The organism is Antarctobacter sp., from assembly GCF_048262615.1.
GTDB lineage: Bacteria > Pseudomonadota > Alphaproteobacteria > Rhodobacterales > Rhodobacteraceae > Antarctobacter.
The window spans coordinates 289,270-313,393 of sequence record NZ_JBLXFB010000002.1; the positions used below are offsets into that span (position 1 = coordinate 289,270).

At 63.9% G+C, this 24,124-nt stretch carries 23 protein-coding genes; 17 read left to right on the top strand and 6 right to left on the bottom strand.

What is annotated here, in order from left to right; all coding sequences use genetic code 11:
- Positions 1-138: 138 nt before the first annotated feature.
- The 6 genes from ACN0S5_RS03420 (at position 139) to ACN0S5_RS03445 (ending at position 8,321) form a co-directional block, all read left to right on the top strand.
- Complete coding sequence (locus ACN0S5_RS03420; protein ID WP_417205962.1) at positions 139-1,983, top strand: ABC transporter ATP-binding protein; 1,845 nt, start codon at positions 139-141, stop codon at positions 1,981-1,983.
- A complete protein-coding gene (locus tag ACN0S5_RS03425) occupies positions 1,983-3,845 on the top strand; it encodes an ABC transporter ATP-binding protein (RefSeq protein WP_417205964.1) in 1,863 nt (620 codons plus the stop codon). Before ACN0S5_RS03420 ends, ACN0S5_RS03425 begins: the two co-directional genes overlap by 1 nt.
- Positions 3,842-5,674, top strand: coding sequence for an ABC transporter ATP-binding protein (locus tag ACN0S5_RS03430; protein ID WP_417205966.1), 1,833 nt, complete (start codon positions 3,842-3,844; stop codon positions 5,672-5,674). Before ACN0S5_RS03425 ends, ACN0S5_RS03430 begins: the two co-directional genes overlap by 4 nt.
- Positions 5,675-5,749: 75 nt before the next feature.
- The gene (locus ACN0S5_RS03435; RefSeq protein ID WP_417205968.1) at positions 5,750-6,979 is read left to right on the top strand and encodes a class I SAM-dependent RNA methyltransferase; all 1,230 of its coding nucleotides are present in this window, start codon (positions 5,750-5,752) and stop codon (positions 6,977-6,979) included.
- A 4-nt stretch (positions 6,980-6,983) separates the two neighbouring features.
- Positions 6,984-7,796: an ion transporter gene (locus ACN0S5_RS03440; RefSeq protein ID WP_417205970.1), complete on the top strand. Its 813-nt coding sequence runs from the start codon at positions 6,984-6,986 to the stop codon at positions 7,794-7,796.
- 33 nt (positions 7,797-7,829) lie between these two features.
- Entirely contained in the window at positions 7,830-8,321 is a 492-nt protein-coding gene (locus tag ACN0S5_RS03445; RefSeq protein WP_417205972.1) for a L,D-transpeptidase family protein, read from the top strand.
- An 82-nt stretch (positions 8,322-8,403) separates the two neighbouring features.
- Here ACN0S5_RS03445 and ACN0S5_RS03450 read toward each other — a convergent pair whose 3' ends face one another.
- Complete coding sequence (locus ACN0S5_RS03450; protein ID WP_417205974.1) at positions 8,404-8,973, bottom strand: CAP domain-containing protein; 570 nt, start codon at positions 8,971-8,973, stop codon at positions 8,404-8,406.
- Between the two features lie 166 nt (positions 8,974-9,139).
- Here ACN0S5_RS03450 and ACN0S5_RS03455 point away from each other — a divergent pair, with 166 nt between their 5' ends.
- On the top strand, positions 9,140-9,727 hold the full coding sequence (locus ACN0S5_RS03455) for a L,D-transpeptidase (RefSeq protein WP_417205976.1): 588 nt from the start codon (positions 9,140-9,142) through the stop codon (positions 9,725-9,727).
- Positions 9,728-9,875: 148 nt separating this feature from the next.
- Complete coding sequence (locus ACN0S5_RS03460; RefSeq protein WP_089276425.1) at positions 9,876-10,067, top strand: ferrochelatase; 192 nt, start codon at positions 9,876-9,878, stop codon at positions 10,065-10,067.
- Between the two features lie 113 nt (positions 10,068-10,180).
- Here the strand turns inward: ACN0S5_RS03460 and hemH are convergent, their stop codons facing one another.
- Together hemH and ACN0S5_RS03470 are read right to left on the bottom strand one after the other, a co-directional pair.
- Positions 10,181-11,245 (bottom strand): ferrochelatase, encoded by a 1,065-nt coding sequence (hemH, locus tag ACN0S5_RS03465; RefSeq protein ID WP_417205979.1) that lies wholly within the window; start codon positions 11,243-11,245, stop codon positions 10,181-10,183.
- A 55-nt stretch (positions 11,246-11,300) separates the two neighbouring features.
- Positions 11,301-12,119: a class I SAM-dependent methyltransferase gene (locus ACN0S5_RS03470; protein ID WP_417205981.1), complete on the bottom strand. Its 819-nt coding sequence runs from the start codon at positions 12,117-12,119 to the stop codon at positions 11,301-11,303.
- A 3-nt stretch (positions 12,120-12,122) separates the two neighbouring features.
- Between ACN0S5_RS03470 and ACN0S5_RS03475 the strand changes: the two genes are divergently transcribed.
- The 4 genes from ACN0S5_RS03475 to ACN0S5_RS03490 are packed head-to-tail and all read left to right on the top strand — an operon-like array spanning position 12,123 to position 14,439.
- Entirely contained in the window at positions 12,123-12,863 is a 741-nt protein-coding gene (locus tag ACN0S5_RS03475) for a ComF family protein (protein ID WP_417205983.1), read from the top strand.
- A gap of 38 nt (positions 12,864-12,901) precedes the next feature.
- Complete coding sequence (gene grxC / locus ACN0S5_RS03480; RefSeq protein ID WP_417205985.1) at positions 12,902-13,159, top strand: glutaredoxin 3; 258 nt, start codon at positions 12,902-12,904, stop codon at positions 13,157-13,159.
- Positions 13,160-14,011, top strand: coding sequence for a carbon-nitrogen hydrolase family protein (locus tag ACN0S5_RS03485; protein WP_417205987.1), 852 nt, complete (start codon positions 13,160-13,162; stop codon positions 14,009-14,011).
- The gene (locus ACN0S5_RS03490) at positions 14,008-14,439 is read left to right on the top strand and encodes a MarR family winged helix-turn-helix transcriptional regulator (RefSeq protein WP_417205989.1); all 432 of its coding nucleotides are present in this window, start codon (positions 14,008-14,010) and stop codon (positions 14,437-14,439) included. Before ACN0S5_RS03485 ends, ACN0S5_RS03490 begins: the two co-directional genes overlap by 4 nt.
- 149 nt (positions 14,440-14,588) lie before the next feature.
- Here ACN0S5_RS03490 and ubiG read toward each other — a convergent pair whose 3' ends face one another.
- Positions 14,589-15,326: a bifunctional 2-polyprenyl-6-hydroxyphenol methylase/3-demethylubiquinol 3-O-methyltransferase UbiG gene (ubiG, locus tag ACN0S5_RS03495; RefSeq protein WP_417205991.1), complete on the bottom strand. Its 738-nt coding sequence runs from the start codon at positions 15,324-15,326 to the stop codon at positions 14,589-14,591.
- A gap of 47 nt (positions 15,327-15,373) precedes the next feature.
- Between ubiG and pip the strand changes: the two genes are divergently transcribed.
- The 5 genes from pip (at position 15,374) to ACN0S5_RS03520 (ending at position 21,902) form a co-directional block, all read left to right on the top strand.
- Entirely contained in the window at positions 15,374-16,351 is a 978-nt protein-coding gene (pip, locus tag ACN0S5_RS03500; protein ID WP_417205993.1) for a prolyl aminopeptidase, read from the top strand.
- A gap of 80 nt (positions 16,352-16,431) precedes the next feature.
- The gene (locus ACN0S5_RS03505; RefSeq protein ID WP_417205995.1) at positions 16,432-17,427 is read left to right on the top strand and encodes an ABC transporter permease; all 996 of its coding nucleotides are present in this window, start codon (positions 16,432-16,434) and stop codon (positions 17,425-17,427) included.
- Positions 17,424-18,626: an ABC transporter permease gene (locus tag ACN0S5_RS03510; protein ID WP_417205997.1), complete on the top strand. Its 1,203-nt coding sequence runs from the start codon at positions 17,424-17,426 to the stop codon at positions 18,624-18,626. Before ACN0S5_RS03505 ends, ACN0S5_RS03510 begins: the two co-directional genes overlap by 4 nt.
- Before the next feature lie 3 nt (positions 18,627-18,629).
- Positions 18,630-20,279, top strand: coding sequence for an ABC transporter ATP-binding protein (locus ACN0S5_RS03515; RefSeq protein ID WP_417205999.1), 1,650 nt, complete (start codon positions 18,630-18,632; stop codon positions 20,277-20,279).
- A gap of 69 nt (positions 20,280-20,348) precedes the next feature.
- On the top strand, positions 20,349-21,902 hold the full coding sequence (locus tag ACN0S5_RS03520) for an ABC transporter substrate-binding protein (protein WP_417206001.1): 1,554 nt from the start codon (positions 20,349-20,351) through the stop codon (positions 21,900-21,902).
- Positions 21,903-22,180: 278 nt separating this feature from the next.
- Here ACN0S5_RS03520 and hslU read toward each other — a convergent pair whose 3' ends face one another.
- Both hslU and hslV read right to left on the bottom strand, forming a co-directional pair.
- Positions 22,181-23,488, bottom strand: coding sequence for an ATP-dependent protease ATPase subunit HslU (gene hslU, locus ACN0S5_RS03525; protein WP_417206002.1), 1,308 nt, complete (start codon positions 23,486-23,488; stop codon positions 22,181-22,183).
- 47 nt (positions 23,489-23,535) lie between these two features.
- Positions 23,536-24,090 (bottom strand): ATP-dependent protease subunit HslV, encoded by a 555-nt coding sequence (gene hslV, locus ACN0S5_RS03530; protein ID WP_417206004.1) that lies wholly within the window; start codon positions 24,088-24,090, stop codon positions 23,536-23,538.
- Positions 24,091-24,124: the final 34 nt, after the last annotated feature.

Below are 24,124 nucleotides of genomic sequence, written 5' to 3' on the forward strand. Positions count from 1 at the left end.
GCTTTTTCTCCGGGAGACATGATGGTGCGTGACAGGATTCATATCAGCTTCGGCTGAGCCGACCTGCACGCGCGGGCAGGCTTTGGCCAGACCCGTTTTACCTTATCATTGTCTATTGGCTCCGAGGAGCGCCCCGGTATGTTTCGCTTTTTTGAAAATCTCGTCGACCCCTATGCGCCTTATCCGCAACAGGATGTCCCGCCGCAGCGGTTGTTGCCGTTCCTGATGGACTACGCCCGGCCGTTCCGGGGCCTTTTTGTCTGGACGGCTTTGACCTCGGTTTTGGTGGCGGCGGTAGAAATCTGGCTGCTTTGGATGATGGGTTGGGTGGTCGACATCCTGTCCGGCGATCCGACGCTGGTCTGGGAAACCCATGGCACGGCGCTGATCGGGCTGGGGCTGTTCATCCTGTTCCTGCGTCCGCTGTTGCAGGCGCTGGATGTGCTGTTGCTTAACAACGGTGTCATGCCCAACTTTGGCACGCTGATCCGCTGGCGCGCACACGCCCATGTGCTGCGGCAGTCGGTCGGCTGGTTTGAGAATGATTTTGCCGGGCGGATTGCCAACCGTATCATGCAAACCCCGCCCGCCGCCGGTGAGGCGGTGTTTCAGGTCTTTGACGCGATCACCTTTTCGCTGGCCTATCTGATCGGGGCGCTGGTGCTGTTGGGCGATGCCGACCCGCGGCTGATGATTCCGCTGGTGGTCTGGTTTGCGCTGTACGCGGTGTTGATGCGCTGGGTCGTGACGCGGGTTGGCCCCGCGTCCAAGGCCGCATCCGACGCGCGCAGCAAGGTCACGGGCCGCGTGGTGGACAGCTATACCAACATCCACTCGGTCAAGATGTTCGCCCATCATTCGCGCGAACTGGACTACGCCAAAGAGGCGATCGAGGACACGCGCCAGACCTTTCAGATCGAGATGCGGCTTTATACGCTGATGGACGTGGTGCTGGTGCTGCTGAACGGAGTGCTGATCGTCGGTGTCGTGGGCTGGGCCATCGCGCTCTGGATGCAGGGCGCGGCCTCGACCGGGGCGGTGGCGGCGGCAACCGCGCTGACCCTGCGGCTGAACGCGATGACCGGCTGGATCATGTGGGCGCTGACGACGTTTTTCCGCCAGCTTGGCGTGGTGGCCGAGGGGATGGAGACGATTGCCCAGCCGATCACCCTGCTGGACGCGCCGGATGCCAAGCCGCTGGTGATGGACCGGGGCGAGATCCGGCTGGAAAACCTGACGCACCATTACGGGCGCGGGTCCGGGGGCCTCGACAATATTTCGCTGACCATCGCGCCGGGCGAAAAGCTGGGCCTTGTGGGCCGGTCCGGGGCGGGCAAGTCGACGCTGGTCAAGCTTCTTCTGCGGTTCTACGACGTGGAACAGGGGCGCATCCTGATCGACGGGCAGGACATTTCGCAAGTCTCGCAGGACAGTCTGCGGCTGAACATCGGCATGGTGCAGCAGGACTCGGCGCTGTTGCACCGTTCGGTGCGCGACAACATCCTGTACGGTCGTCCCGATGCGACAGAGGCAGAGATGATCGACGCCGCCAAACAGGCGCAGGCGCATGATTTCATCCTGACCCTTGCGGACCCGCAGGGGCGCACCGGCTATGACGCCCACGTCGGTGAACGCGGCGTGAAACTGTCCGGCGGGCAACGCCAGCGGGTGACGCTGGCCCGTGTGATCCTCAAGAACGCGCCGATCCTGCTGCTGGATGAGGCCACCAGCGCGCTGGATTCCGAAGTAGAGGCCGCGATTCAGGACACCCTCTACGGGATGATGATGGGCAAGACGGTGATCGCCATCGCGCACCGCCTGTCTACCATCGCCCAGATGGACCGCATTCTGGTTCTGGATCAGGGCCGGATCGTCGAACAGGGCAGCCATGACGCGCTTTTGGCGCAGGGCGGCCTATATGCCAGCTTCTGGGCGCGCCAATCGGGCGGCTTTCTTGATCCTGACACGCAGGCGGCGGAGTGATGCGGACCCTGTACGAAAGCTTTATCCACCGCGCCGGGAACCTGATGGACCCGGAGCGTCAGGCCGACGGGATGCCGCCCGACCGGCTCTGGCCGTTTGTCCTCTGGGCCCTGCGCGGCGGTTGGCTGATCATCGGGCTGGGGGTGGCGATCTCTGTCGCCGCCGGGGTGACAGAGGTGTTGTCGATGTACCTGCTGGGCCGGGTGGTCGACGCCGTGGACACCCCGGTCGATCAGGGGTTTCTGGCGGATCACGGCGGGCTGGTGCTGCTGGCCATTTCCCTGCTGCTGGTGGCGCGACCGCTGCTGTTTGGCGGTCTGGCGCTGACGCAATCGGTGATGATCGGGCCGAATATCTTCAAGCTGGTGCTGGCACGGCTGTATCGCTGGACCATTGGCCAGTCGGTGACGTTTTTCGATGACGATTACGCAGGCCGGATCGCGCAGAAAAAGGTTCAGGCGGCGCGCTCGCTGACCGAAATCGTGATCGAGACGGTGAACGCCGTCACCTTCGGTCTTGCCACGGTGATCGGCACCGCTGTCCTGCTGGGGGCGATCCATCCGCTGATGCTGCTGCTGCTGGCGGGGTGGTTTGCGCTGTATCTGGGGTTCCTGCGGCTGATGCTGCCGCAGATCCGCGCGCGCTCTGCCGCGCGGGCAGAGGCGCAGGCCATGGTCACCGGGCAGGTTGTCGACACGATTTCCAACATCAAGACGGTCAAACTGTTCGCCGGCGACAGCCATGAGGACCGCCGCGCGCTGGGCGCGATGGAATCCCTGCGCGGCAAGGCGCTGCGCTTTGGCGAGGCGACCACCGCCTTTCGTCTTGGGCTGATCTTCATTGCCGGGCTGCTGCCGGTGATCATGGTCGGCACCGCCATCGCCATGCGCAGCGCGGGCGTGTCCCCCGGTGACATCGCCGCCGTCGGCGCGGTGACGATCCGGCTGGCGCAGATGACCGGCTGGATCAGCTTTACCCTGATGGTGATTTACGGCCACATCGGCGAGGTTGAGGACGGCATGTCCACCCTCAGCGTGCCGCACGCGCTGACCGACCAGTCCGGCGCCGTGGATCTGGCGGTGCCCGAGGGAGAGATCGTCTTTGACGCGGTCGAATTTGCCTATGGCGGGCGCACAGGCGGCGTGGCCGACCTGTCGTTGACCGTGAAACCGGGGGAAAAGCTGGCCATTGTCGGGGCGTCCGGCGCGGGCAAGTCGACGCTGGTGTCCTTGTTGCTCAGGCTCTACGACACCGAAAGCGGGCAGGTGCGCATCGACGGCACCGACGTATCGACCGTGACGCAGGCCAGTTTGCGCAGCGCCATCGGCATGGTCACGCAGGAAACCGCGATGTTCAACCGCTCGGCGCTGGACAACATCCGCTACGGCAAACCCGACGCCACACAGGATGAGGTGATCGCCGCCGCCAAACGCGCCGAGGCGCATGAGTTTATTCTGGAACTGGGCGATTTCCGGGGCCGCACCGGATATGAGGCCTATCTGGGCGAACGCGGGGTGAAACTGTCTGGCGGACAGCGCCAGCGCATCGCCCTTGCCCGCGCGATCCTCAAGGACGCGCCGATCCTTGTGCTGGATGAGGCGACCAGCGCGCTGGACTCAGAGGTAGAGGCCAACATTCAGGACGCCCTGTCCCGCGTGATGGAGGGCAAGACCGTGCTGGCCATTGCGCACCGCCTGTCGACCATTTCCAGCATGGACCGGATCATCGTGCTGGATCAGGGCCGCATCTCCGAACAGGGTACACATGACGACTTGCTGGCGCGTGGCGGGCTATACGCGCGGTTCTGGGACCGCCAATCAGGCGGATTTCTTGGCGATGACGCGGCAGAGGCCGCCGAATGATCCGCCGCCTGCTGCCACAGATCGACCCGTTCCAGCCCGCCGATGGCGCGCCGCCGCAACGCCTGTGGCCCTTCACCCGCTGGGCGCTGAAAGGTGCGGAACGCCCGATCCTGCTGGCGGTGTTGATCACCGCCCTGACGGGTGTGTCGGAACTGGTCGCCGCGCGCTTTACCGGCTGGGTGATCGACGGGGCCGAGGTCACCGGGCAGGGGGCTTTTTGGGGGCCGTACTGGGGGTTGATCGTCTTTGGTCTGGTGTTCTTCCTGCTGATCCGCCCGGTTTTGTTTGTCTTTGATGCCGGTGTATCCGGCGTCATGCTGGGGCCGAACCTGTTCCCGATGGTGCTGCAACGGCTGAACCGCCACGTCATGGGCCATTCCATGCGGTTCTTTGAGAACGACTTTGCCGGGCGGCTCAGCCAAAAGGCGCTACAGGTCGCGCGCTCTCTCACCGATCTGGTGCTGGAGACAACCGATGTGGTGGTCTACGCGCTGGCGATGTTCGCCGGGGCCTTTCTGCTGCTGGGCGCGATCGACGTGCGCCTGCTGGGGGTCTTTGCGGTCTGGGCGGTGCTCTATGCGCTGGCGCTGCGTTTTTTCATCCCGCGGGTGCAAAAACTGTCCAAGGCCCGCGCCGGGTCGCGCACGGTCGTCACCGGGCAGATCGTCGACACCTTTTCGAACATCTCGACGGTCAAACTGTTCGCGCGGGATGAGGACGAAGATGCCGCCACCCGCGCGGCGCTGGAAACCTACCGCGCCCGCGCGCTGGATTTCGGCGATCTGTCGGCGATCTTTCGCATGGTGCTGATGACGCTGGGGGGCATTCTGCCGGTCGTGTCGATCCTTGGCGCGCTGTACCTTTACAGTCAGGGCACGGCGAGCGCCGGCGACATCGCCGTGACGGCGATGATCACCACCCGCCTGTCGATGCTGACCAACCGGCTGGGCCGCGTGGCCATGTCGATCTTTACCAACATTGGAGAGATGGAGGACGGCATCGGCACCCTGACCCCGGCGCATGAGATTGTGGACCGCGCAGAGGCTGTGGCGCAGGCGCGGGGCGGTGAGATCCGCTTTGACAAGGTCGGCTTTGCCTACGGCGGCGAATCCCGCGCACTGTCGGGGTTCGACCTGACCATCGCACCGGGGGAAAAGGTTGCGCTTGTCGGGGCCTCGGGGGCGGGGAAATCCACCGCCGTGTCGCTGTTGCTGCGGCTCTACGATGTCGAATCGGGGCGCATCCTGATGGGCGGAACGGATATCCGCGACCTGACACAGCACGCGCTGCGCCGCCAGATCGCCGTGGTCCGGCAGGAAACCGCGATGTTCAACCGCTCGGCGCTGGAAAACATCCGCTACGGGCGGCCCGATGCCAGCGACGAAGAGGTGTTCGAGGCCGCGCGCCGCGCCTCGGCGCATGAGTTTATTCTTGGCCTGAAGGATCACAGGGGCAACACCGGCTACGCCGCGCGGCTGGGCGAGCGCGGCGTGAAGCTGTCCGGCGGTCAACGCCAGCGCATCGCGCTGGCCCGCGCGATTGTGCGGGACGCCCCGGTTCTTGTGCTGGACGAGGCGACAAGCGCGCTGGACTCCGAGGTTGAGGCAGAGATCCAAGGCGCGCTGGAACAGGTCATGAAGGGCAAGACCGTGCTGGCCATCGCGCACCGTCTGTCCACCATCGCCCAGATGGACCGGATCGTGGTCATGGATCAGGGCCGGATCGTCGAAGAAGGGTCACACGAGGCGCTGTTGGCGCGCGGCGGTCTGTACGCCCGCTATTGGGAGCGTCAGTCGGGTGGATTCATCGGCTCTGAGGCGGCGGAATAGCCCGAGGCGCTGGCGCCTGCCGCAGGTGGCGGATATGGGGTATTTTTACAGAGAAGAAACGGCAGGGGAGCGCGCATGTCCGACGGCACGCATCAGGTGACGATCGAACGGCTGGGCCACCGGGGCGACGGAATTGCACCGGGGCCGGTCTATGTGCCGGGGGCGCTGCCGGGTGAGGTGGTCGCGGGCGAGGTTTCGGGTGGCGTGATGCGCGCGCCGAAGATCGTGACGCCTTCGACCGACCGGGTGTCGCCGCCCTGTCGCCATGCGAAATCCTGTGGCGGGTGTCAGTTGCAGCACGCCTCGGACGGGTTTGTCACCGGCTGGAAGGAAGACGTGGTCAGGCGGGCGCTGGAGGCGCAGGATCTGGCCGCGCCGATGCGGCCCACCTTTACCTCCCCCGCGCAATCGCGTCGCCGGGCCAGCTTTTCCGCGCGGCGCACCAAGAAGGGCGCGCTGGTCGGGTTCCACCAGAAAGCCTCGGACGTGGTGGTGGCGGTGCCGGATTGCCAGTTGGTCACGCCTGCGCTGGCCGCTGCCCTGTCCATGGTCGAGCGGCTGGCCGTCGCCGGGGCCTCGCGCAAGGGCGAGCTGTCGGTTCTGGTGACGGAAAGCCTGTCGGGCCTTGATGTCGCGGTGACCGGGGGCAAGCCGATAGATGATGCGCTGCGGTCCGAACTGGCCACCATCGCGCAGGCCGAAGGGCTGGCGCGGCTGGCGTGGGACGACGATGTGCTGACCTTTCTGCCGCCGCACCAGCGGTTTGGCGCGGCTTTGGTCGTGCCGCCCCCCGGCGCGTTCTTGCAAGCGACGGAAAGCGGTCAGGCGGCGCTGCTGGCGGCTGTGCAAGAGGCGCTGGACGGGGCCAGCCACATTGCCGATCTGTTTGCCGGTTGCGGCACCTTTGCCCTGCCACTGGCGGAAAAGGCGCGCGTGCACGCGGTCGAGGGCGACAAACCCATGACCCGCGCGCTGGATCAGGGCTGGCGGCAGGCGCAGGGGCTGCGCCATGTTACCCATGCGGTGCGTGACCTGTTCCGCAACCCGTTGCTGCCGGATGAGCTGGCACGCTTTGACGGTGTGGTGATCGACCCGCCGCGCGCCGGGGCAGAGGCGCAGGTGGCGGAACTGGCCCGCGCGCGGGTGCCGCGCATGGCCTTTGTGTCGTGCAACCCCGTCACCTTTGCGCGCGATGTCGCGCGCTTGCAGGCGGCGGGCTATCGCCTTGACTGGGTGCAGGTGGTTGACCAGTTCCGCTGGTCCACCCATGTGGAACTCGTCGCCGCATTGCATCTGGAGAAGTGACCCTATGGATTTCCGCGCCCGCGTCGGGGCCATCGTCGACGCGCCCCGCGTCCAGAACGCCATCATCGCCGTCATCATCCTGAACGCCGTTGTGCTGGGGATGGAAACATCCGAGACCCTGATGACCCGCTTTGGCGGTTTCATCACCACGCTGGATAAGCTGTGCCTTGGCGTCTTCATCGTCGAGATTGCCGCCAAGCTGGTGGCGCGGGGCGCGCGTTTTTTCCGCAGCGGGTGGAGCGTGTTTGACTTTGTGATTGTCGGCATCGCGCTGGTGCCGGGGGCGGGGGGCCTGTCTGTCCTGCGGTCGCTGCGAATCCTGCGGGTGCTGCGGGTGATCTCTGTCGCGCCACGGCTGCGGCGCGTGGTTGAGGGGTTCATCACCGCGCTGCCCGGCATGGGCAGCGTGTTCCTGCTGATGGCGATCATCTTTTACATCGGCAGCGTCATGGCGACCAAGCTGTTCGGCGACAGCTTTCCCGACTGGTTCGGCAACCTTGGGATGTCGGCCTATTCGCTGTTCCAGATCATGACGCTGGAATCCTGGTCGATGGGGATTGTCCGCCCGGTGATGGAGGTCTACCCCTATGCCTGGATCTTTTTCGTGCCCTTCATCATGGTCACGACCTTTGCCGTGGTGAACCTGCTGGTCGGCCTGATCGTGAACTCGATGCAGGACGCCCACCACGAAGAAGACAACGAACGCACCGATCTGTACCGCGATGAGGTTCTGGCCCGGCTGGAGGCGATAGAGCGGCGTCTGGTTGAACAGACGGGCGATGGCGAAAACGTGAGCTACGCAAAGCGCCCCGATTGAGGTAGAATCCCGAAAAACAAACGGGGCAGTAAAATGACGATTCTCAGGGTTCTCCTGCTGGTAACACTTGGACTATCCGCCGCCGCCTGCGGCAAGTTTCCGACCTACAGGGGGCCGGCGGTGACCCATGTCGTCGTCAACAAGGCCGAACGCCGGATGCACCTGCTCAGCAGTCAGGGCGTGTTGAAAAGCTATGATGTCGGTCTGGGCTTTGCGCCCGATGGCGACAAGAAGGTCGAGGGCGACGGCAAGACGCCAGAGGGCAGCTACATCATCGACCGCCGCAATCCGAACAGCCAGTTCTACCTGTCGATCGGCGTGTCCTATCCGAACAACGAGGACCGCGCAGAGGCGCGCGAACTGGGCAAAAGTCCGGGCGGCGACATCTTTATCCACGGACGCCCGCGTGAGTACCGCAAGGGCGGACGCGACTGGACGGCGGGCTGTATCGCTGTGACCAACCGGGAAATCCGTGAGGTTTATTCGATGGTCAAGAACGGCACCCCGATCACGATCAATCCCTGACCGTGCGTCGGTGCGCGGCGGGGATCGCCCCGCCCTGCGCCGGTCCGGTAATGTCGGCTGTCGGGCCGGGGATGTGGGAGTGTCAGCTTGCCGGAGGGGGCGTCTGGCTGAGGACGGGGCCTGCCTTGCCGGGTTCGCCCAGCACCAGATCCCACCAGATCTTGCCATTGGGTTCCTGGAACCAGGAAAAGCCCAGATCGCGCGCCGACCCGTCAAGGATGATGCGGCGGGTGTCCTCACGCTCCATCCATGCGGCGAGGGTTTCCAGCTCTGTCTCATAGCTTTCCGAGATCGCCTCGCCGATGTAGCGCCCGGAATAGCCGACGCGGTTCATCCGGTCGATGGGCGACGATCCGTCAGAGCCAAACAGCCAGGGGCGGTTCTGCACCGACATGTCGCGGGCGTGGGTGGCGGCGGCGGCGGTCAGCTTGGAATCCAGTTCCAGTTCGGGGACACCTGCGGATTTGCGCAGCGCGTTCACCGAATCAAGCATCCGGTACTGGATGCGCCCGGTCTGGCCCGCCGAAATCCGGTAAACCTTTGGCAGCGGTTTGCCGTCCGGACCCATGCGAGGCTCAGAATCAATGGGTGTTGTGGTGCAGGCGGCCATGGCGACAGCGGAAGACATGGCAAGGAAGGCGCGTCGGTTCATATGGCTGCTCTTGATTTCTTCGTTTCCCCTGCCTTACCGAGGAACGCGTTGCCAATCAAACCCACATCGGCGTGAGAAGGCCTGTTGACAAGCGTTTGAATTGCGACTGCGGCATTCAGGCCATAATATGTCGCAACAGCAAAATCATCCCCGAGGACATTGCAGTATGACAGATTCGGCAGGAAGACCCTTTGACCGCCGCGCGTTCCTGGCGGGCGGCGCAGCGTTGATCAGCACCCCGGTCCTTGCACAGGACGACAGCACAGAGATTGAGCGTGACGTCACAAACGTCGTGCGCCGCAATATCTCCAGTTTCCGCACGCTGGCATGGCAGGACTATTTCAGCAACCTCAGCAAGGGCGCGATCCTTGTCGACATCTCGTCGCGGGCTTTGCACTACTGGCGCGAGGACGGCAGTTATTTCCTGTATCCCTCATCGGTGCCGCTGACAGAGGATCTGACCCGGCGTGGCCGCACCCGCGTGGTGCTGAAAGACCCCAATCCGGACTGGCGTCCCACCCCCTCGATGAAGATCCGCAACCCCGAGTGGCCGGACTATGTCGGCCCCGGCCCGGACAACCCGCTGGGCACCCGTGCGCTGCACCTTGGCTGGACCTATTACCGCATCCACGGCACTCATGACACACGCAAAATCGGGCGTCGGTCGTCCAACGGCTGCATCGGTCTGTACAACGAACACATCGAGCAACTTTACGGAATGGCCTATGTCGGAACACAGGTGTTGCTAATTTGACGACATGGGCCCCGGCGGCCAAATCGGGTCCCCAAGAACCAATTGCAAAGCCTCTGAAATACTGCTTAGACAGAGATACGAGGTAAGTCTTGGGTGCCTGTCGTGTGTTCAATAATGACCGCGATAGGCGATTACTTGGAGAAGAAACATGAAGAAAATCGCTCTCGCAGCCGTGTTCGCTGGCGCAGCCACCACCGCATTCGCCGGTTCCTATGCCAAGGACGACGTTGTCATGGAGCCCGTCGTGATCGTGGAAGAAACCAAAGAGGCATCGTCCTCCGCTGGCATCCTGATCCCGCTGCTCCTGATCGCGATCATCGCAGCTGCTGCCGCTGACTAATCGTCAACGGTTTCTAAAAATAGGAAAAAGGCGGTGCGACGGCATCGCCTTTTTTCGTTTCAGGGGCCATGTTTTAGCGCGTTTAAGCCAACGAAACCGTGAGGTTGGCCGGGTCAGGAGACCCAGCCGCCAAGGTTTTCCTCGATCACACGGCTCAACGCATCCAAATGCGCCGCGTCATCGTTCAGGCAGGGGATATAGGTGAACCACTCACCGCCCGCCTCTTCAAAGCTTTCCTTGATCTCTTCGTTGATCTCTTCCAGCGTCTCGATGCAGTCCGCCGAAAAGGCCGGCGCGCAGACCGCGATGTGCTTTTTGCCGTCTTCCCTGGCCAGCCGCGCGACCTCTTCGACGGTGTAGGGTTTCAGCCATTCCTCGGGGCCGAATCGACTCTGGAACGTGGTCGCGATCTGCGATTCGTCCCATCCCAAACGCTCGCGCAGCAGGCGCGTCGTTTTCTGACACTGACAGTGATAGGGGTCACCCTCCAGCAGATACCGCTTGGGCACGCCGTGGTAGGAACAGACCAGAATATCGGGCCGCGCGTCGGCTGTGGCATAGGCGCGTTCGATCGACTGGGCCAGCGCCTCGATATACATCGGATGACTGAAATAGGGATCGACGACCCGCGCGGTCGGCTGCCATTTTTCCGCCATCAGCGCGCGAAAGAACTGGTCGTTCGCGGTGGCGGACGTGGCCCCGGCATATTGCGGATACAGCGGGAAAAACAGGATCTTGCGGCATCCCGCCGCGACCATCTCTTGCACCTTGGACTTGGTCGAGGGGTTGCCGTAGCGCATGCAGTAATCGACCTTGACGCGGTCGCCATACCGTTCGGCCATGCGCTGGGCGATCTTGGCGGTCTGCGCCTTGGTGATGGTCAGCAGGGGGCTTTCGTTCGCCTCTTCGTTCCAGATCGACTTGTACGCCTTGCCCGATGAAAACGGCCGCTTGGTCAGGATGATCAGCTGCAACAGCGGCTGCCATTTCCAGCGCGGGTAGTCGATGACACGCTGGTCCGACAGGAATTCGTTCAGATACCGGCGCATCGACCAGTAATCGGTGTCGTCGGGCGTCCCGAGATTGGCCAGCAGAATACCCACACGGTCGCCCGGCAGTTTCGGGTGGTCGCTGGGCGCGTGGTCGGGGCGGGTGGCGGGTCCTGTGGCGTCGAGCATGGCTATGGTCCTGTGGTCAGGCGTTTTGCTGTACATATCTCCGGTCCAAGATACGTCAATCGTTCAGGGGCGTTTCCGAGGTGCCCAAGGCGTCGGACAGGCGTTGTGCCGCAGATCCGGGGCGCAAGGGCTGCGGCTGCGAGGCGTCGGGCGCCCATCCGGTCAGCGTGATGATCTCGAACGTGGCGGGCACGCGGCCATCCTCGGACGCGAAGGCCTGCGCATAAATCTCGGCCGCGCGCAGCAGCACGGCGCGGCGGGTCGGGCGGCGCAGACGGGCGGCAAGGGCGTTGCTTTCGCCCATGGCGCGCAGCTCGCGCATCAGGTGCAGCGGCGTGGCGTAGCTGGCGGTCAGCGGATCGGAATCGGCCACCGGCAGGGCAAATCCCGCCCGTTGCAGCAGCGCGCCCAGATCGCGGATTTCTCCCATCGGGGCCACGCGCGGCGACAGGCCGCCGGTCAGTTCGGTTTCCGCCTGCCCCAGCGCGGCACGCAACTGATGCAGGGTCTGCCCGCCAAGCGTCAGCACAAGGCACAGCCCGTCGGGCCGCAGCGCGCGGCGACACTGGATCATCTGGCCCACCGGGTCATCGGCCCAATGCAGGCACAGCCCGTGGATCACCAGATCACAAGAGGCCTCTTCAAGGTCCAGCACCTCATCGTCGGCGAGACAGCGGGCCTCGGGAAAGGCAGACCGCCAGACCTGCGGAAACGGCGTCACGATCGCCACGTCCGTAAACGCCCTGTTAACCATTCCCAGCCGATCCTGTGCGTCATCGCGCGCGGTTTCATGCAGGAACAGCGCGTCGGCACGCGCGCGGGCGCGGTGCAGATTCAGGGCGTGCCGGTCGGTGAGGCGCGGGGGAGTGGGCATAGCATGGCTCATAGGCTGTGGTCGGCGGGGATGCAAACGCTGGTGCAGATGGTCTACCCGCCGCGCTGTCTGGCCTGCGGCGGGCTGGTCGAGTCGGACTTTGGCCTTTGTGGCCCCTGCTGGCGCGATACCCCCTTTGTGTCCGGGCTGGCCTGCGATCTTTGCGGCGTGCCGCTGCCGGGTCAATCGGACCATGCGGAACATTGCGACGATTGCCTGCACATTGCCCGGCCCTGGGTGCAGGGGCGGGCGGCGCTGGTGTACCGCGATCGCGGGCGGCGGATGGTGCTGGGGTTAAAACACGGTGATCGGCATGACATCGCCCGCCCGGCGTCGAAATGGATGGCGCGGGTGTCACGCGGCCTGATGCGCGACAATATATTGGCGGTGCCGGTGCCCTTGCACGTCAACCGCCACCTGCGCCGCCGCTACAATCAGGCGGCCTTGCTGACACAGGCGCTGGCGGTGGAACTGGGATGTGACTGGTGCCCCGACGCGCTGCACCGGGTGCGGGCCACCCAACCGCTGGAGGGCAAGGGCCGTGAGGAACGCTTTGTCGCGCTTCAGGGCCGGATACAGGTGCCCGACTGGCGGCTGCCGTTGATCCGGGGACGGCCGGTGCTGATCGTCGATGATGTGATGACCAGCGGCGCGACACTTGCCGCCGCGTCCGAGGCCTGTCTTGCGGCGGGCGCAACAGAGGTTTGTGTCAGCGTGCTGGCGCGGGCGGCCAAAGACGCTTAAGTCCTTTCGGGAACGCACGAACAAACCGGAGGACCGATATGCAACCGGTCGAAATGTATTTCTCGCCGCTCTGCGGCTTTTGCCACGCGGCCAAGCGGCTGCTAGACAGCAAAGGTGTCGACTATACCGCCATCGACGTTCTGGCACAGCCGGGGCGCAAATCCGAAATGATGCAACGCGCCAATGGCCGCCACACCGTTCCGCAGATCTTTGTCGGAGAGACCCATGTCGGCGGCTATGACGATCTCGCCGCGCTGGAGCGGCAGGGAAAGCTGGACGCTCTGCTGGCGGCCTGAATGCGGGTCGCACTGATCCAGATGACCTCGTCGGACGATCCGGCAGAGAACCTTGGCACGATGCAGGACATGCTGCGCCGGGCCAAGGCGGAGGGCGCGCAGATCGCGCTGACGCCCGAGGTCTGCAACTGCGTCTCGATGAACCGCGCGCACCAGACGGCGGTTCTGCGGCATGAGGGCGATGACCCGGTGCTGGCCGGGTTGCGCGCCACGGCGGCGGAACTGGACCTCTGGGTGCTGGCCGGGTCGCTGGCGCTAAAGGCCGACCCGCCAGAGACGCGCTTTGTGAACCGGTCGGTCCTGATCGGCCCGGATGGCGGGATCGCCGCGCGCTATGACAAGATGCACATGTTCGACGTGCAGGTGTCAGTGACCGAAACCTACCGCGAATCCTCTGGCTATGCGCCGGGGGACCGTGCGGTGCTGGCCCAAACGCCGCTGGCCACCTTTGGCCTGACGATCTGCTATGATGTCCGCTTTGCCTATCTCTACCGCGCGCTGGCGCAGGCGGGGGCGCAGGTTCTGACCGTCCCGGCAGCCTTTTCCCCCGGCACCGGCCCCGCGCACTGGCAACCCTTGCTACAGGCCCGCGCGATTGAAACCGGCTGCTACGTGCTGGCCCCGGCGCAGACCGGCACCCACACGGCCCAGTCCGGTCGCCCGCGCAAGACCTACGGGCACAGCATGGTGATCGCCCCTTGGGGAGAGGTGATCTTGGACGCGGGCATCGATCCGGGCGTCTATTGCGTCGATTTGGACCTCAGCGCCGTGGCCGACGCGCGGGCCAAGGTGCCCGCCCTGACTCATGACCGCGCCTTTACCGGGCCATTTGAAACGGGGCCGGACACATGAGTGAGGCCAGCGCCCTTGCCATCTCGCTGTTCAGCGAGCTTTTGACAGCGGACCAACTGCTGCGCGCCCGGCTGACCAAGGTGCTGCCGAACCGCATGGAAATCTCGCATTTCTCGGTGCTCAACCATCTGGCGCGGGGCGGCGAACGCACCCCGGCGCAACTGGCCCGCGCCTTTCACGTCACCCGTGGCGCGATGACCAACACGCTGTCGAAACTGGAAATCTCCGGTTACGTCCACATCCGCCCGGATTGGGACGACGCGCGCAAGAAACTGGTGTCGATCTCTCCCGCCGGTCAATCGGCGCGCGCGGCGGCGTTGAACGCGATCATGCCGCTGATAGACGAGATGATGGGCGATCTGGGTGAGGACCGCGTCCGCGCGGCCCTGCCGGTGCTGCGCGAGTTGCGGCTGCGGCTGGAAGACTAGGGGGCGCTGCCCCCTCGGCCTGCGGCCTCACCCCCGGGATATTTCACGACAGAAGAAACACCAAAGCGCGGCTCCCGGTTTCTTCTGTCCAAAAATATCCCCGGGGGAGTCGACCGCAGGGAGACGGGGGCGGGAGCCCCCATCTTTTCCTAGGCGGGCTTCAGCGAGGCCGTCACGTAGTTCACGCTCAGATCGCGATCCGACAGGCTCCACCCCCATGTGATCGGGTTGAAGACAAAGCCCTTGCGGTCCACCGGCTCCAGCCCGGCGCGGCGCATCAGGTCATACAGCTCATCCGGGGTGATGAATTTCGACCACTCATGGGTGCCCTTGGGCAGCCAGCGCATGACGTATTCTGCGCCGACAATCGCCATGGCAAAGCTTTTGGGGTTGCGGTTGATGGTCGAGCAGATGTGCAGCCCGCCGGGTTTCAGCAACTGCTGGCAGGCGGTCAGATAGGCCAACGGGTCGGATACGTGTTCGACCACCTCCATGTTCAGAACAGCATCGAACTGTTCGCCCGCCGCCGCCATGTCCTCGGCGGTGGTGAACCGATAGTCGATCTCCAGCCCCGATTGCGCGGCGTGGGTCTGCGCCACGGGGATATTGCGCTCGGCGGCATCGACGCCCACCACCGTGGCCCCCAGACGCGCCATCGGTTCCGACAGCAACCCGCCGCCACAGCCGATATCCAGAATGCGCAGCCCGTCAAAGGCGCGGGGTGCCTTCAGGTCGCGGTCGAACTCTTCGGCGATCTGGCTGGTGATATAATCCAGCCGACAGGGGTTGAGCATGTGCAGGGGCTTGAATTTCCCATTCGGATCCCACCACTCTGCGGCCATGGCTTCGAACTTGGCGATCTCGGATGCATCGACGGTGGTAGTCATGACTTTCCCCATGGTCTTTTGGCCTTTGTGGGCAATATAGGTAGGGCATGGACAAAATCCCGGGCCAAAAGCGCGCAGTGCAGTATCTCTATCCTGCGGTCGATCCTTACGATCAACGCATGCTGGATATGGGGGACGGTCACTCGATTTATGTCGAACAATGCGGCAATCCCGACGGCACACCGGTGATTGTGCTGCATGGCGGGCCGGGGGGCGGATGCAGTCCGGCGATGCGGCGCTATTTCGATCCGCGCCACTACCGGGTTGTGCTGTTCGATCAGCGGGGCTGTGGCCGGTCGCGCCCCCATGCCAGCGTCACCAACAACACCACATGGGATCTGGTCGCTGATATCGAACGGATTCGCGCGATGCTGGGCGTGGGCAAGGCGGTGATCTTTGGCGGCAGCTGGGGGGCGACGCTGTCGCTGATCTACGCGATCACCCACCCCGAGGCGGTCCTGCATCTGGTGTTGCGCGGCGTCTTCATGATGACGCAGGCCGAACTGACGTGGTTTTACGGCGGCGGCGCGGGGCAGTTCTGGCCCGAACCCTGGGCGCGGTTCATCGACATGGTGCCCAAAGAGGAACATGACGATCTGATCGGGGCCTATCACAAACGTCTGTTCAGTGGCGACCTGCCGACAGAGACACGCTTTGCGCAGGCATGGTCGGCGTGGGAAAACGCGCTGGCCTCTGTCTATTCGAACGGGCAGGGCGGCATGGCGCCGGGGGAATATGCCCGCGCCTTTGCCCGGCTGGAGAATCACTATTTCATCAACGCCGGGTTTCTGGAGGAAGACGGCTGGATTCTGAACAACGTCGACCGGCTGCGCGATGTGCCGGGTGTGATCGTTCAGGGGCGCTATGACATGATCTGCCCGCCGCGCCGCGCGTGGGAACTGGCCGAGGCATGGCCGGGGGCGGATCTGCGCATGATCCGCAACGCCGGTCACGCCCTGTCAGAGCCGGGGATCAGCGCGGAACTGGTGCGGGTGATGGACGATCTAGCGCTGGCCAGAGATTGATCGCGGGTCACGTGCGGGGTTTACACGCGCAAATCAGACGCTAACGTGACTGTAATGAAAACAACACACTGGCAGGGACCTTGAATCCGGTCATAAAAATCATCCTTCAGCGCCTTGCGCTGGGACTTTTGACGCTGTTCATCGTTTCAATCGTCATTTTCACAGCCGTCAACATGTTGCCCGGTGACTTCGCCGAGGCGATCCTTGGCCAGGGCGCGACACCCGAGGCGGTCGAGGCGATCCGCCGTGATCTGGGACTGGATCAGCATCCCATCGCGCGGTATTTCGACTGGCTGGCCGGGGCGATGCGGGGCGACCTTGGCAACTCTTTCGCGCAGGCCAATTTCGCCAGCTTTGTCGGCGACGATTCCGGTGTGCGGACCACGGTGGCGCAACAGATTGCGCCGCGTTTTGCCAACACCATGTTCCTTGCCGGGGTCACGGCGGCGATTGCGGTGCCCTTTGCGGTGATGCTGGGCATTCTGGCCGCGCTCTACCGCAACTCTGTCTTTGACAAGGTGGCCAATATCTCGACGCTGACGTCGATCTCCTCGCCGGAATTTTTCCTCGCCTATATCCTGATCCTGTTTCTGGCGGTGCTGAACCCGGTGCTGCCCTCGCTGTCGAACATTTATGACGGCATGGGCTTTGGCGAGCGTCTGCAAAAGACCATGTTGCCTGCGCTGACCCTGACGCTGGTGGTCACGGCGCATATGATGCGGATGACGCGGGCGGCGATCATCAACCTGCTGGCCAGCCCCTATATCGAGATGGCGCGCCTGAAGGGCATCAAGCCGATGCGCGTCATCATCAAACACGCGCTGCCCAATGCGCTTGCGCCGATCATCAACGTGATCGCGCTGAACCTTGCCTATCTGATCACCGGTGTCGTGGTGGTCGAGGTGGTGTTTGTCTATCCGGGCATCGGACAGCTTTTTGTCGACAGCGTAAAGATCCGCGATATCCCGGTGGTGCAGGCCTGCTGCCTGATCTTTGCCGCCGCCTATATCCTGCTGAACCTGACGGCGGACATCCTGTCGATCCTCTCCAACCCGCGCCTGAGGCATCCCAAATGACCACCTTGCTTTGGATCGCTGCCGGTTTCGCGGTTTTTCTGGCCGCTGGCTGGGTCATGCGCTTTGCCGGCCAGATGGCGACAGGCAACAAACCGGCCTTTCGCGACATGCCGCTGGCGGTGGCCTTTGGCTATGTGCTGGGCGTGGCGGTGGTGATCTTTGGCGTCTGGTACTACTTTCAGCCGGCGGTCAGCGCGCAGGGCGTGCCGGTGGCCGGGGTGCTGTTCTTTCGCTGGGCGGTGCAGGGCTTTGCCATCTTTGGTGTCGCGGCATGGATTTTCCGGTCTCTGGGTCGGATGGTCGGCACCGGCGGGACGAAAAAGGTGTTTCGCCAGATGCCGCTGACGGCGGCGTTCGGGCTGCTGGTCATCCTGATTTACGCGATCCTTGCGATCTTTGCCGGGGCCATCGCGCCCTATGGTCAGGCCGAGGTCTTTGATCAGGTCAACGCGCTGCCCGGCGGCAACGCGGCCACGGGTGGCAATCCGGCGCATCTGCTGGGCACCGACCAGATCGGGCGCGATCTGCTGAGCCGCCTGATCTACGGCGCGCAGAACACGGTGGGCATCGCCTTTGCCACCACCTGCATCGCCTTCTTTCTTGGCGGCAGTCTCGGGTTTCTGGCGGCGGTGGTGCAGGGCTGGTTCGACCAGTTCCTCAGCCGCTCCGTCGACGTGCTGATGGCGATCCCCTCGCTGATCTTTGCGCTGTTGCTGATGACCATCGCCAGCGCATGGGCCGGGTCGGAGAAATGGCTGCTGACCGTCTACATGGTGCTGATCATCGCGGTGATCGACAGCACCCGCGTCTTTCGCCTTGCCCGTGCGGTGGGCATGAACATCGTCGTCATGGACTACATCGAGGCGGCCAAGCTGCGCGGCGAGGGGCGGACCTATCTCATCTTCCGTGAGATCCTGCCCAACGCCATGGCGCCGCTGCTGGCCGAATTCGGGCTGCGCTTTTGCTTTGTGTTCCTGACCATCGCGGCGCTGTCGTTCCTTGGCGTGGGCATCCAGCCGCCGCTGGCGGACTGGGGCACCATGGTGCGCGACCTTGCGCAATTCATCAACTTCGCCGCCTTCTCGCCGCTGACTGCCGCGCTGCCGCTGATGGCGGCCGGGGCCATCGCGCTGCTGACCGTGGCGGTCAACTTTGTCGTGGACTGGATGCTGCAACGCAGTTCCGGCCTGAAGGAGTGAGCCATGTCTGATTTGCTGGTGGACATGCGCGACGTGCGGATCGAGGGGCGGTCCGATGAGACATGGATGCCCATCATCAACGGCGTCGACCTGACCCTGAAAAAGGGTGAGGTGCTGGGCCTGATCGGCGAATCCGGCGCGGGCAAATCGACCCTCGGCCTTGCCGCCATGGGCTTTTGCCGCGACGGCGTGCGCATCTCCGGCGGCAGCGTGCATTTCGACGGCATCGACCTGCTGTCGGCCAGCGCAGAGGTCAAGCGCCGCCTGCTGGGCAAGCGTATCGCCTATGTCGCGCAATCCGCCGCCGCCAGCTTTAACCCCGCGCACAAACTGATCGACCAGCACGCCGAAGCGCCGGTGCAGCATGGCGTGTCCTCCCGGCAGGACGCCGAACAGGACGGCATGGAACTGTACCGCAAGCTGCGCCTGCCCAACCCCGATGAGATCGGCTTTCGCTATCCGCATCAGGTGTCCGGCGGCCAGTTGCAGCGCGCGATGACGGCGATGGCCATGGCCTGCCGCCCCGACCTGATCATCTTTGACGAACCGACCACCGCGCTGGACGTCACCACCCAGATCGAGGTGCTGGCCAGCATCCGCGAGATCGTCAAGGAATTCGACACCGCCGCGATCTACATCACCCATGACCTTGCGGTCGTGGCGCAGATGGCCGACCGCATCAAGGTGCTGCTCAAGGGCGATGAGGTCGAAGAGGCCGATACCCGCACCATGCTGAGCGCGCCGACTGAGGACTATACCAAAAGCCTCTGGGCCGTGCGCGCCTTTGAACGCCCGCAGAAACCGCCGGTTTCCGCCGATGCCACCCCGGTGATCTCTGTCGTGGGGGTCACGGCGGCCTATGGCTCCGTCGATGTGTTGAGCGATGTCAGTTTCGACATCCACGAGGGCCGCACCGTCGCCGTGGTGGGCGAATCGGGGTCGGGAAAATCCACCACCGCGCGCTGCATCACCGGGCTTTTGCCGCCGCGCATCGGGCGGATCGAACTCGACGGGCAGGATTTGCCGCTGGACTATCGCAAACGCTCCAAGGACCAGTTGCGGCAGGTCCAGATGATCTACCAGATGGCCGACACCGCGCTGAACCCGCGCAAACCGATTGGTGAGATCATCGGCCGCCCGGTGGAATTCTACATGGGCCTGAAAGGCCGCGAAAAACGCAAACGGGTCGAGGATCTGCTGGAGCAGATCGAAATGCCCGCCGCCCAGTATTTTGACCGCCTGCCCAGCGAACTGTCGGGCGGGCAGAAACAGCGCATCGGGATCGCCCGCGCGCTGGCGGCAGAACCGAAATTCATCATCTGCGATGAGGTGACCAGCGCGCTGGATCAACTGGTGGCCGAGGGCATTCTGCGGCTGCTGGCGCGCCTTCAGGATGAACTGAAACTCAGCTACATGTTCATCACCCACGACCTTGCCACCGTGCGCGCCATTGCCGATGAGGTGGTGGTGATGAAGGACGGCGAAGTTGTCGAACAGGGCCCGAAAAAAGAAATGTTCCGGCCGCCGCACCATGCCTACACTGATCTTCTGTTGTCCTCGGTCCCCGAGATGGACCCGGATTGGCTGACCAATCTGCTCAGGGAACGCGGAGTTGATAACATCGGCGATGCCGCCGTCGGCAAAATGTCGTAAGACAGTCGCTATAAACAGATGACCTGCCAGGGCATGCACCCCGGCAGGCGATGACCAAGGGAGACGAACATGACCAGAATCAGCAGACGTGGACTATTGACCACCGGGGCCGCCGCAGGTGTGCTGGCCGCATCCGGCCTGCCGTTGCGGGCGCAGGCGAAACGCGGCGGCCGCCTGCGGGCCGCCCTGTCGGGCGCAAACACCAGCGACAGCTGGGATGGCCGGACCCACTCTGACCTCTACATGATCGCCAGCGCGCAGGGCACGGTCTTTGACAGCCTGACCGAGGTGAAGGCGGACGGATCGCTGGTCGGCGAACTGGCGACCTCCTGGGAGGCCTCGGCAGATGCCAAGACCTGGACCTTTGACCTGCGTCAGGGCGTGACCTTCCACAACGGCAAGGCCTTCGGCGCCGATGACGTGATCGCCTCGTTGCAGTTGCACGTGGCCGACGGCGCGAAATCGGCGGCCAAGCCGATTGTCGAAGCCATCACCGACATGAAGAAGATCACCGACCATCAGGTGCAGTTCACTCTGGCGGCGGGCAACGCCGACTTCCCCTATCTGCTGTCGGACTATCACCTGCTGATGTACCCGGCGGGCCAGATCGAAGAGGCCATCGCCAAGGGCATCGGCACCGGCCTCTACAAGGTCGAAAGCTTTGAGCCCGGCGTGCGCATGGTCGCGACCCGTGTCGACAGCCACTACAAAGGCGACAGCGCAGGTTATTTCGATTCGGTCGAATACATCGCCGTCAACGACAACACCGCCCGGATGAACGCGCTGCTGACCGGCCAGGTCGACGCGATCAACCGGATCGACCTCAAGACAGAGGCGCTGCTGAAGGCGAACCCGATGGTGCGCATCCAGGAAGTGTCCTGCAACCAGCAGTACACTTTCCCGATGCTGACCAATGTCGCGCCCTTCGACGATGTCAACGTGCGCCGGGCGCTGAAATTCGCCATCAACCGTCAGGAACTGGTGGACAAGATCCTGCTGGGTCATGGCCGCGTCGGCAATGACACCCCGATCGGCCCGGCCAACCAGTATTTCGCCGCCGAGATGGAACAGAACGCCTACGATCCGGACAAGGCCAAGTTCTACCTCAAGGAGGCGGGTCTTTCCTCGCTGGACATCGACCTGTCGGCCTCGAACGCGGCCTTTGAGGGCGCGGTCGACGCGGCGCAGCTGTATCAGGCCTCGGCCAAGAGCGCGGGCATCAATATCAACGTGGTGCAGGAACCGGCGGATGGCTACTGGTCCAACGTCTGGCTGAAAAAGCCGTTCTGCGCCTGCTACTGGTCGGGCCGCGCCACCGAGGACTGGATGTTCTCGACCGCCTACGAAGAAGGTGTGCCGTGGAACGACACGCAGTGGGGCCGCGAGGACAGCGAGCGCTTCCAGGACCTGCTGGTCACCGCCCGCGCCGAACTGGACTCCGACAAGCGCCGCGAGATGTACGGCGAGATGCAGCAGATCCTGAAGGACGACGGCGGTGTGGTGCTGCCGATGTTCGCCAACTACGTGCAGGCGGTCAGCAATAAGGTCGCCAACCCGGACACGGTCGGCAACCTCTGGCAGATGGACAACGCCCGCATGGCCGAACGGTGGTGGATGGCCTGAGGCCAACCGGGGTCCGGGCCTGAACCGGGACCTCGTGAATGACAAACGCCCCGCAGGGTCTGCGGGGCGTTTTTTTTTGTTCCGGGCGGTGGGTTGAAAACCCACCCTACACGTGCTGCTGGCCAAGGGCTGACGTCCGCGAAAACCACCGTGCCTAGGACGGATCCAAGGCATCGGATCAAGCCTCAGTTTGTTACTGAAAGGTAAAACCGTCTCTGTAACCCATTGATTCTACATACCCCAAACCCTGTCCACGCGTGGACACCCGGTCAGAGCCCTCACAAAACATAGCGGCTCAGATCGGTGGAACGGGTCAACTCGCCCAGATGCGCCTCGACAAAATCGGCGTCCACCGTCACCTCTACCCCGGCCTGATCCGGCGCGGTAAAGCTCAGCTCCTCGAACACCCGCTCCATCACCGTGTACAGCCGCCGCGCGCCGATATTCTCGATGCTGCTGTTCACCTCGGCGGCGATCTTCGCCAGCGCCGCGATGCCCTCATCGGTGAAGGTCACGGTGACCTCCTCGGTCGCCATCAACGCGGTATATTGCAGGGTCAGGGCGTTGTCCGTCTCGGTCAGGATGCGCACGAAATCCGCCTCGGTCAGCGCCCGCAGCGTCACCCGGATCGGCAGACGCCCCTGCAATTCCGGCAGCAGGTCGGACGGCTTGGCGATGTGAAACGCCCCCGAGGCGATGAACAGGATATGATCGGTCTTGACCGGGCCATGTTTGGTCGAAACGGTCGTGCCCTCGATCAGCGGCAGCAAGTCGCGCTGCACCCCCTCGCGGCTGACATCGCCCCCGCGGGCCTCTTGCCGGGCCGCCACCTTGTCGATCTCATCCAGAAAGACGATGCCGTTCTGCTCGACCGATTCCAGCGCCGCGGCCTTGACCTGTTCATCGTCCAGCAGCTTGTCCGCCTCTTCCTGTATCAGGATCTCATAGCTTTCGGCGACGGTCAGACGCTTGCGCGTGGTGCGCCCGCCAAAGGCTTTGCCAAAGATATCGCCGAGGTTCATCATCCCCATGTTGGCCCCCGGCTGGCCGGGGATCTCCATGGTGGGGAAGGGGGAGGCGGTCTCTGCCACGTCCAGATCGATCATCGTGTCGTCCAGCTCGCCGCTTTTCAGCTTGCGGCGGAACATGTCGCGGGTGCCTTCGCGGGCGTCCTTGCCAGCGATGGCCTCAATCACCCGGTCCTCGGCGGCCAGATGGGCCCGCGCCTTGACGTCTTCGCGCATCTGCTCGCGCGTCTGCGCGATGGCGGCGTCCACCAGATCGCGGATGATCTGTTCCACGTCACGCCCGACATAACCAACCTCGGTGAACTTGGTCGCCTCCACCTTGATAAAGGGCGCGCGGGCCAGTTTCGCCAGTCGGCGGCTGATCTCGGTCTTGCCGACGCCGGTGGGTCCGATCATCAGGATGTTCTTGGGATAGACCTCGTCGCGCAGATCATCCGACAGTTGTTTGCGCCGCCAACGGTTGCGGAGGGCGACGGCAACGGCACGCTTGGCCTCTTGCTGGCCAATGATGAACCGGTCGAGTTCCGAGACGATTTCGCGGGGGGTCAGGTCAGTCATGGGAATCCTGTGCGTTGGTGGGGGCGAATTTTCGACGAAAATTCGTCTCAGCCCAGCGTTTCGACGGTCAGGTTGCCGTTGGTATAGACGCAGATGTCGGCGGCGATGGCCATGGCTTTGCGCGCCACTTCTTCGGCGGTCTGGTCGCTGTCCATCATGGCGCGCGCGGCGGCGAGCGCGAAATTCCCGCCCGATCCGATGGCCGCCACGTCATGTTCCGGTTCCAGCACGTCGCCCGCGCCAGTGATGACGTATAGTTCCTGTCCGTCGGTGACGATCAGCATCGCCTCCAGCTTTTGCAGGTATTTATCGGTGCGCCAGTCCTTGGCCAGCTCGACGCTGGCGCGCTGCAACTGGCCCGGCGCGGCCTCCAGCTTTTTCTCCAGCCGCTCCAGCAGGGTAAAGGCATCGGCGGTCGATCCGGCAAAGCCGCAAAGCACATCATGACCACCCGGCGACAGGCGGCGCACCTTGCGCGCGGTGCCCTTGATCACGGTCTGGCCAAGGCTGACCTGACCATCGCCCGCGATAACCACCTGTCCGCCCTTGCGGACGCCGATGATCGTGGTGCCGTGCCATCCGGGAAAGCTGTCGTCGCTCATGTGACTGATCCTTCTCTTCTGACCGCCGATATGG

Coding starts and splice junctions, on each gene's coding strand:
- ACN0S5_RS03420 (WP_417205962.1), top strand. CDS start 139: ATGTTTCGCTTTTTTGAAAATCTCGTCGACCCCTATGCGCCTTATCCG.
- ACN0S5_RS03425 (WP_417205964.1), top strand. CDS start 1,983: ATGCGGACCCTGTACGAAAGCTTTATCCACCGCGCCGGGAACCTGATG.
- ACN0S5_RS03430 (WP_417205966.1), top strand. CDS start 3,842: ATGATCCGCCGCCTGCTGCCACAGATCGACCCGTTCCAGCCCGCCGAT.
- ACN0S5_RS03435 (WP_417205968.1), top strand. CDS start 5,750: ATGTCCGACGGCACGCATCAGGTGACGATCGAACGGCTGGGCCACCGG.
- ACN0S5_RS03440 (WP_417205970.1), top strand. CDS start 6,984: ATGGATTTCCGCGCCCGCGTCGGGGCCATCGTCGACGCGCCCCGCGTC.
- ACN0S5_RS03445 (WP_417205972.1), top strand. CDS start 7,830: ATGACGATTCTCAGGGTTCTCCTGCTGGTAACACTTGGACTATCCGCC.
- ACN0S5_RS03450 (WP_417205974.1), bottom strand. CDS start 8,973: ATGAACCGACGCGCCTTCCTTGCCATGTCTTCCGCTGTCGCCATGGCC.
- ACN0S5_RS03455 (WP_417205976.1), top strand. CDS start 9,140: ATGACAGATTCGGCAGGAAGACCCTTTGACCGCCGCGCGTTCCTGGCG.
- ACN0S5_RS03460 (WP_089276425.1), top strand. CDS start 9,876: ATGAAGAAAATCGCTCTCGCAGCCGTGTTCGCTGGCGCAGCCACCACC.
- hemH (WP_417205979.1), bottom strand. CDS start 11,245: ATGCTCGACGCCACAGGACCCGCCACCCGCCCCGACCACGCGCCCAGC.
- ACN0S5_RS03470 (WP_417205981.1), bottom strand. CDS start 12,119: ATGCCCACTCCCCCGCGCCTCACCGACCGGCACGCCCTGAATCTGCAC.
- ACN0S5_RS03475 (WP_417205983.1), top strand. CDS start 12,123: ATGGCTCATAGGCTGTGGTCGGCGGGGATGCAAACGCTGGTGCAGATG.
- grxC (WP_417205985.1), top strand. CDS start 12,902: ATGCAACCGGTCGAAATGTATTTCTCGCCGCTCTGCGGCTTTTGCCAC.
- ACN0S5_RS03485 (WP_417205987.1), top strand. CDS start 13,160: ATGCGGGTCGCACTGATCCAGATGACCTCGTCGGACGATCCGGCAGAG.
- ACN0S5_RS03490 (WP_417205989.1), top strand. CDS start 14,008: ATGAGTGAGGCCAGCGCCCTTGCCATCTCGCTGTTCAGCGAGCTTTTG.
- ubiG (WP_417205991.1), bottom strand. CDS start 15,326: ATGACTACCACCGTCGATGCATCCGAGATCGCCAAGTTCGAAGCCATG.
- pip (WP_417205993.1), top strand. CDS start 15,374: ATGGACAAAATCCCGGGCCAAAAGCGCGCAGTGCAGTATCTCTATCCT.
- ACN0S5_RS03510 (WP_417205997.1), top strand. CDS start 17,424: ATGACCACCTTGCTTTGGATCGCTGCCGGTTTCGCGGTTTTTCTGGCC.
- ACN0S5_RS03515 (WP_417205999.1), top strand. CDS start 18,630: ATGTCTGATTTGCTGGTGGACATGCGCGACGTGCGGATCGAGGGGCGG.
- ACN0S5_RS03520 (WP_417206001.1), top strand. CDS start 20,349: ATGACCAGAATCAGCAGACGTGGACTATTGACCACCGGGGCCGCCGCA.
- hslU (WP_417206002.1), bottom strand. CDS start 23,488: ATGACTGACCTGACCCCCCGCGAAATCGTCTCGGAACTCGACCGGTTC.
- hslV (WP_417206004.1), bottom strand. CDS start 24,090: ATGAGCGACGACAGCTTTCCCGGATGGCACGGCACCACGATCATCGGC.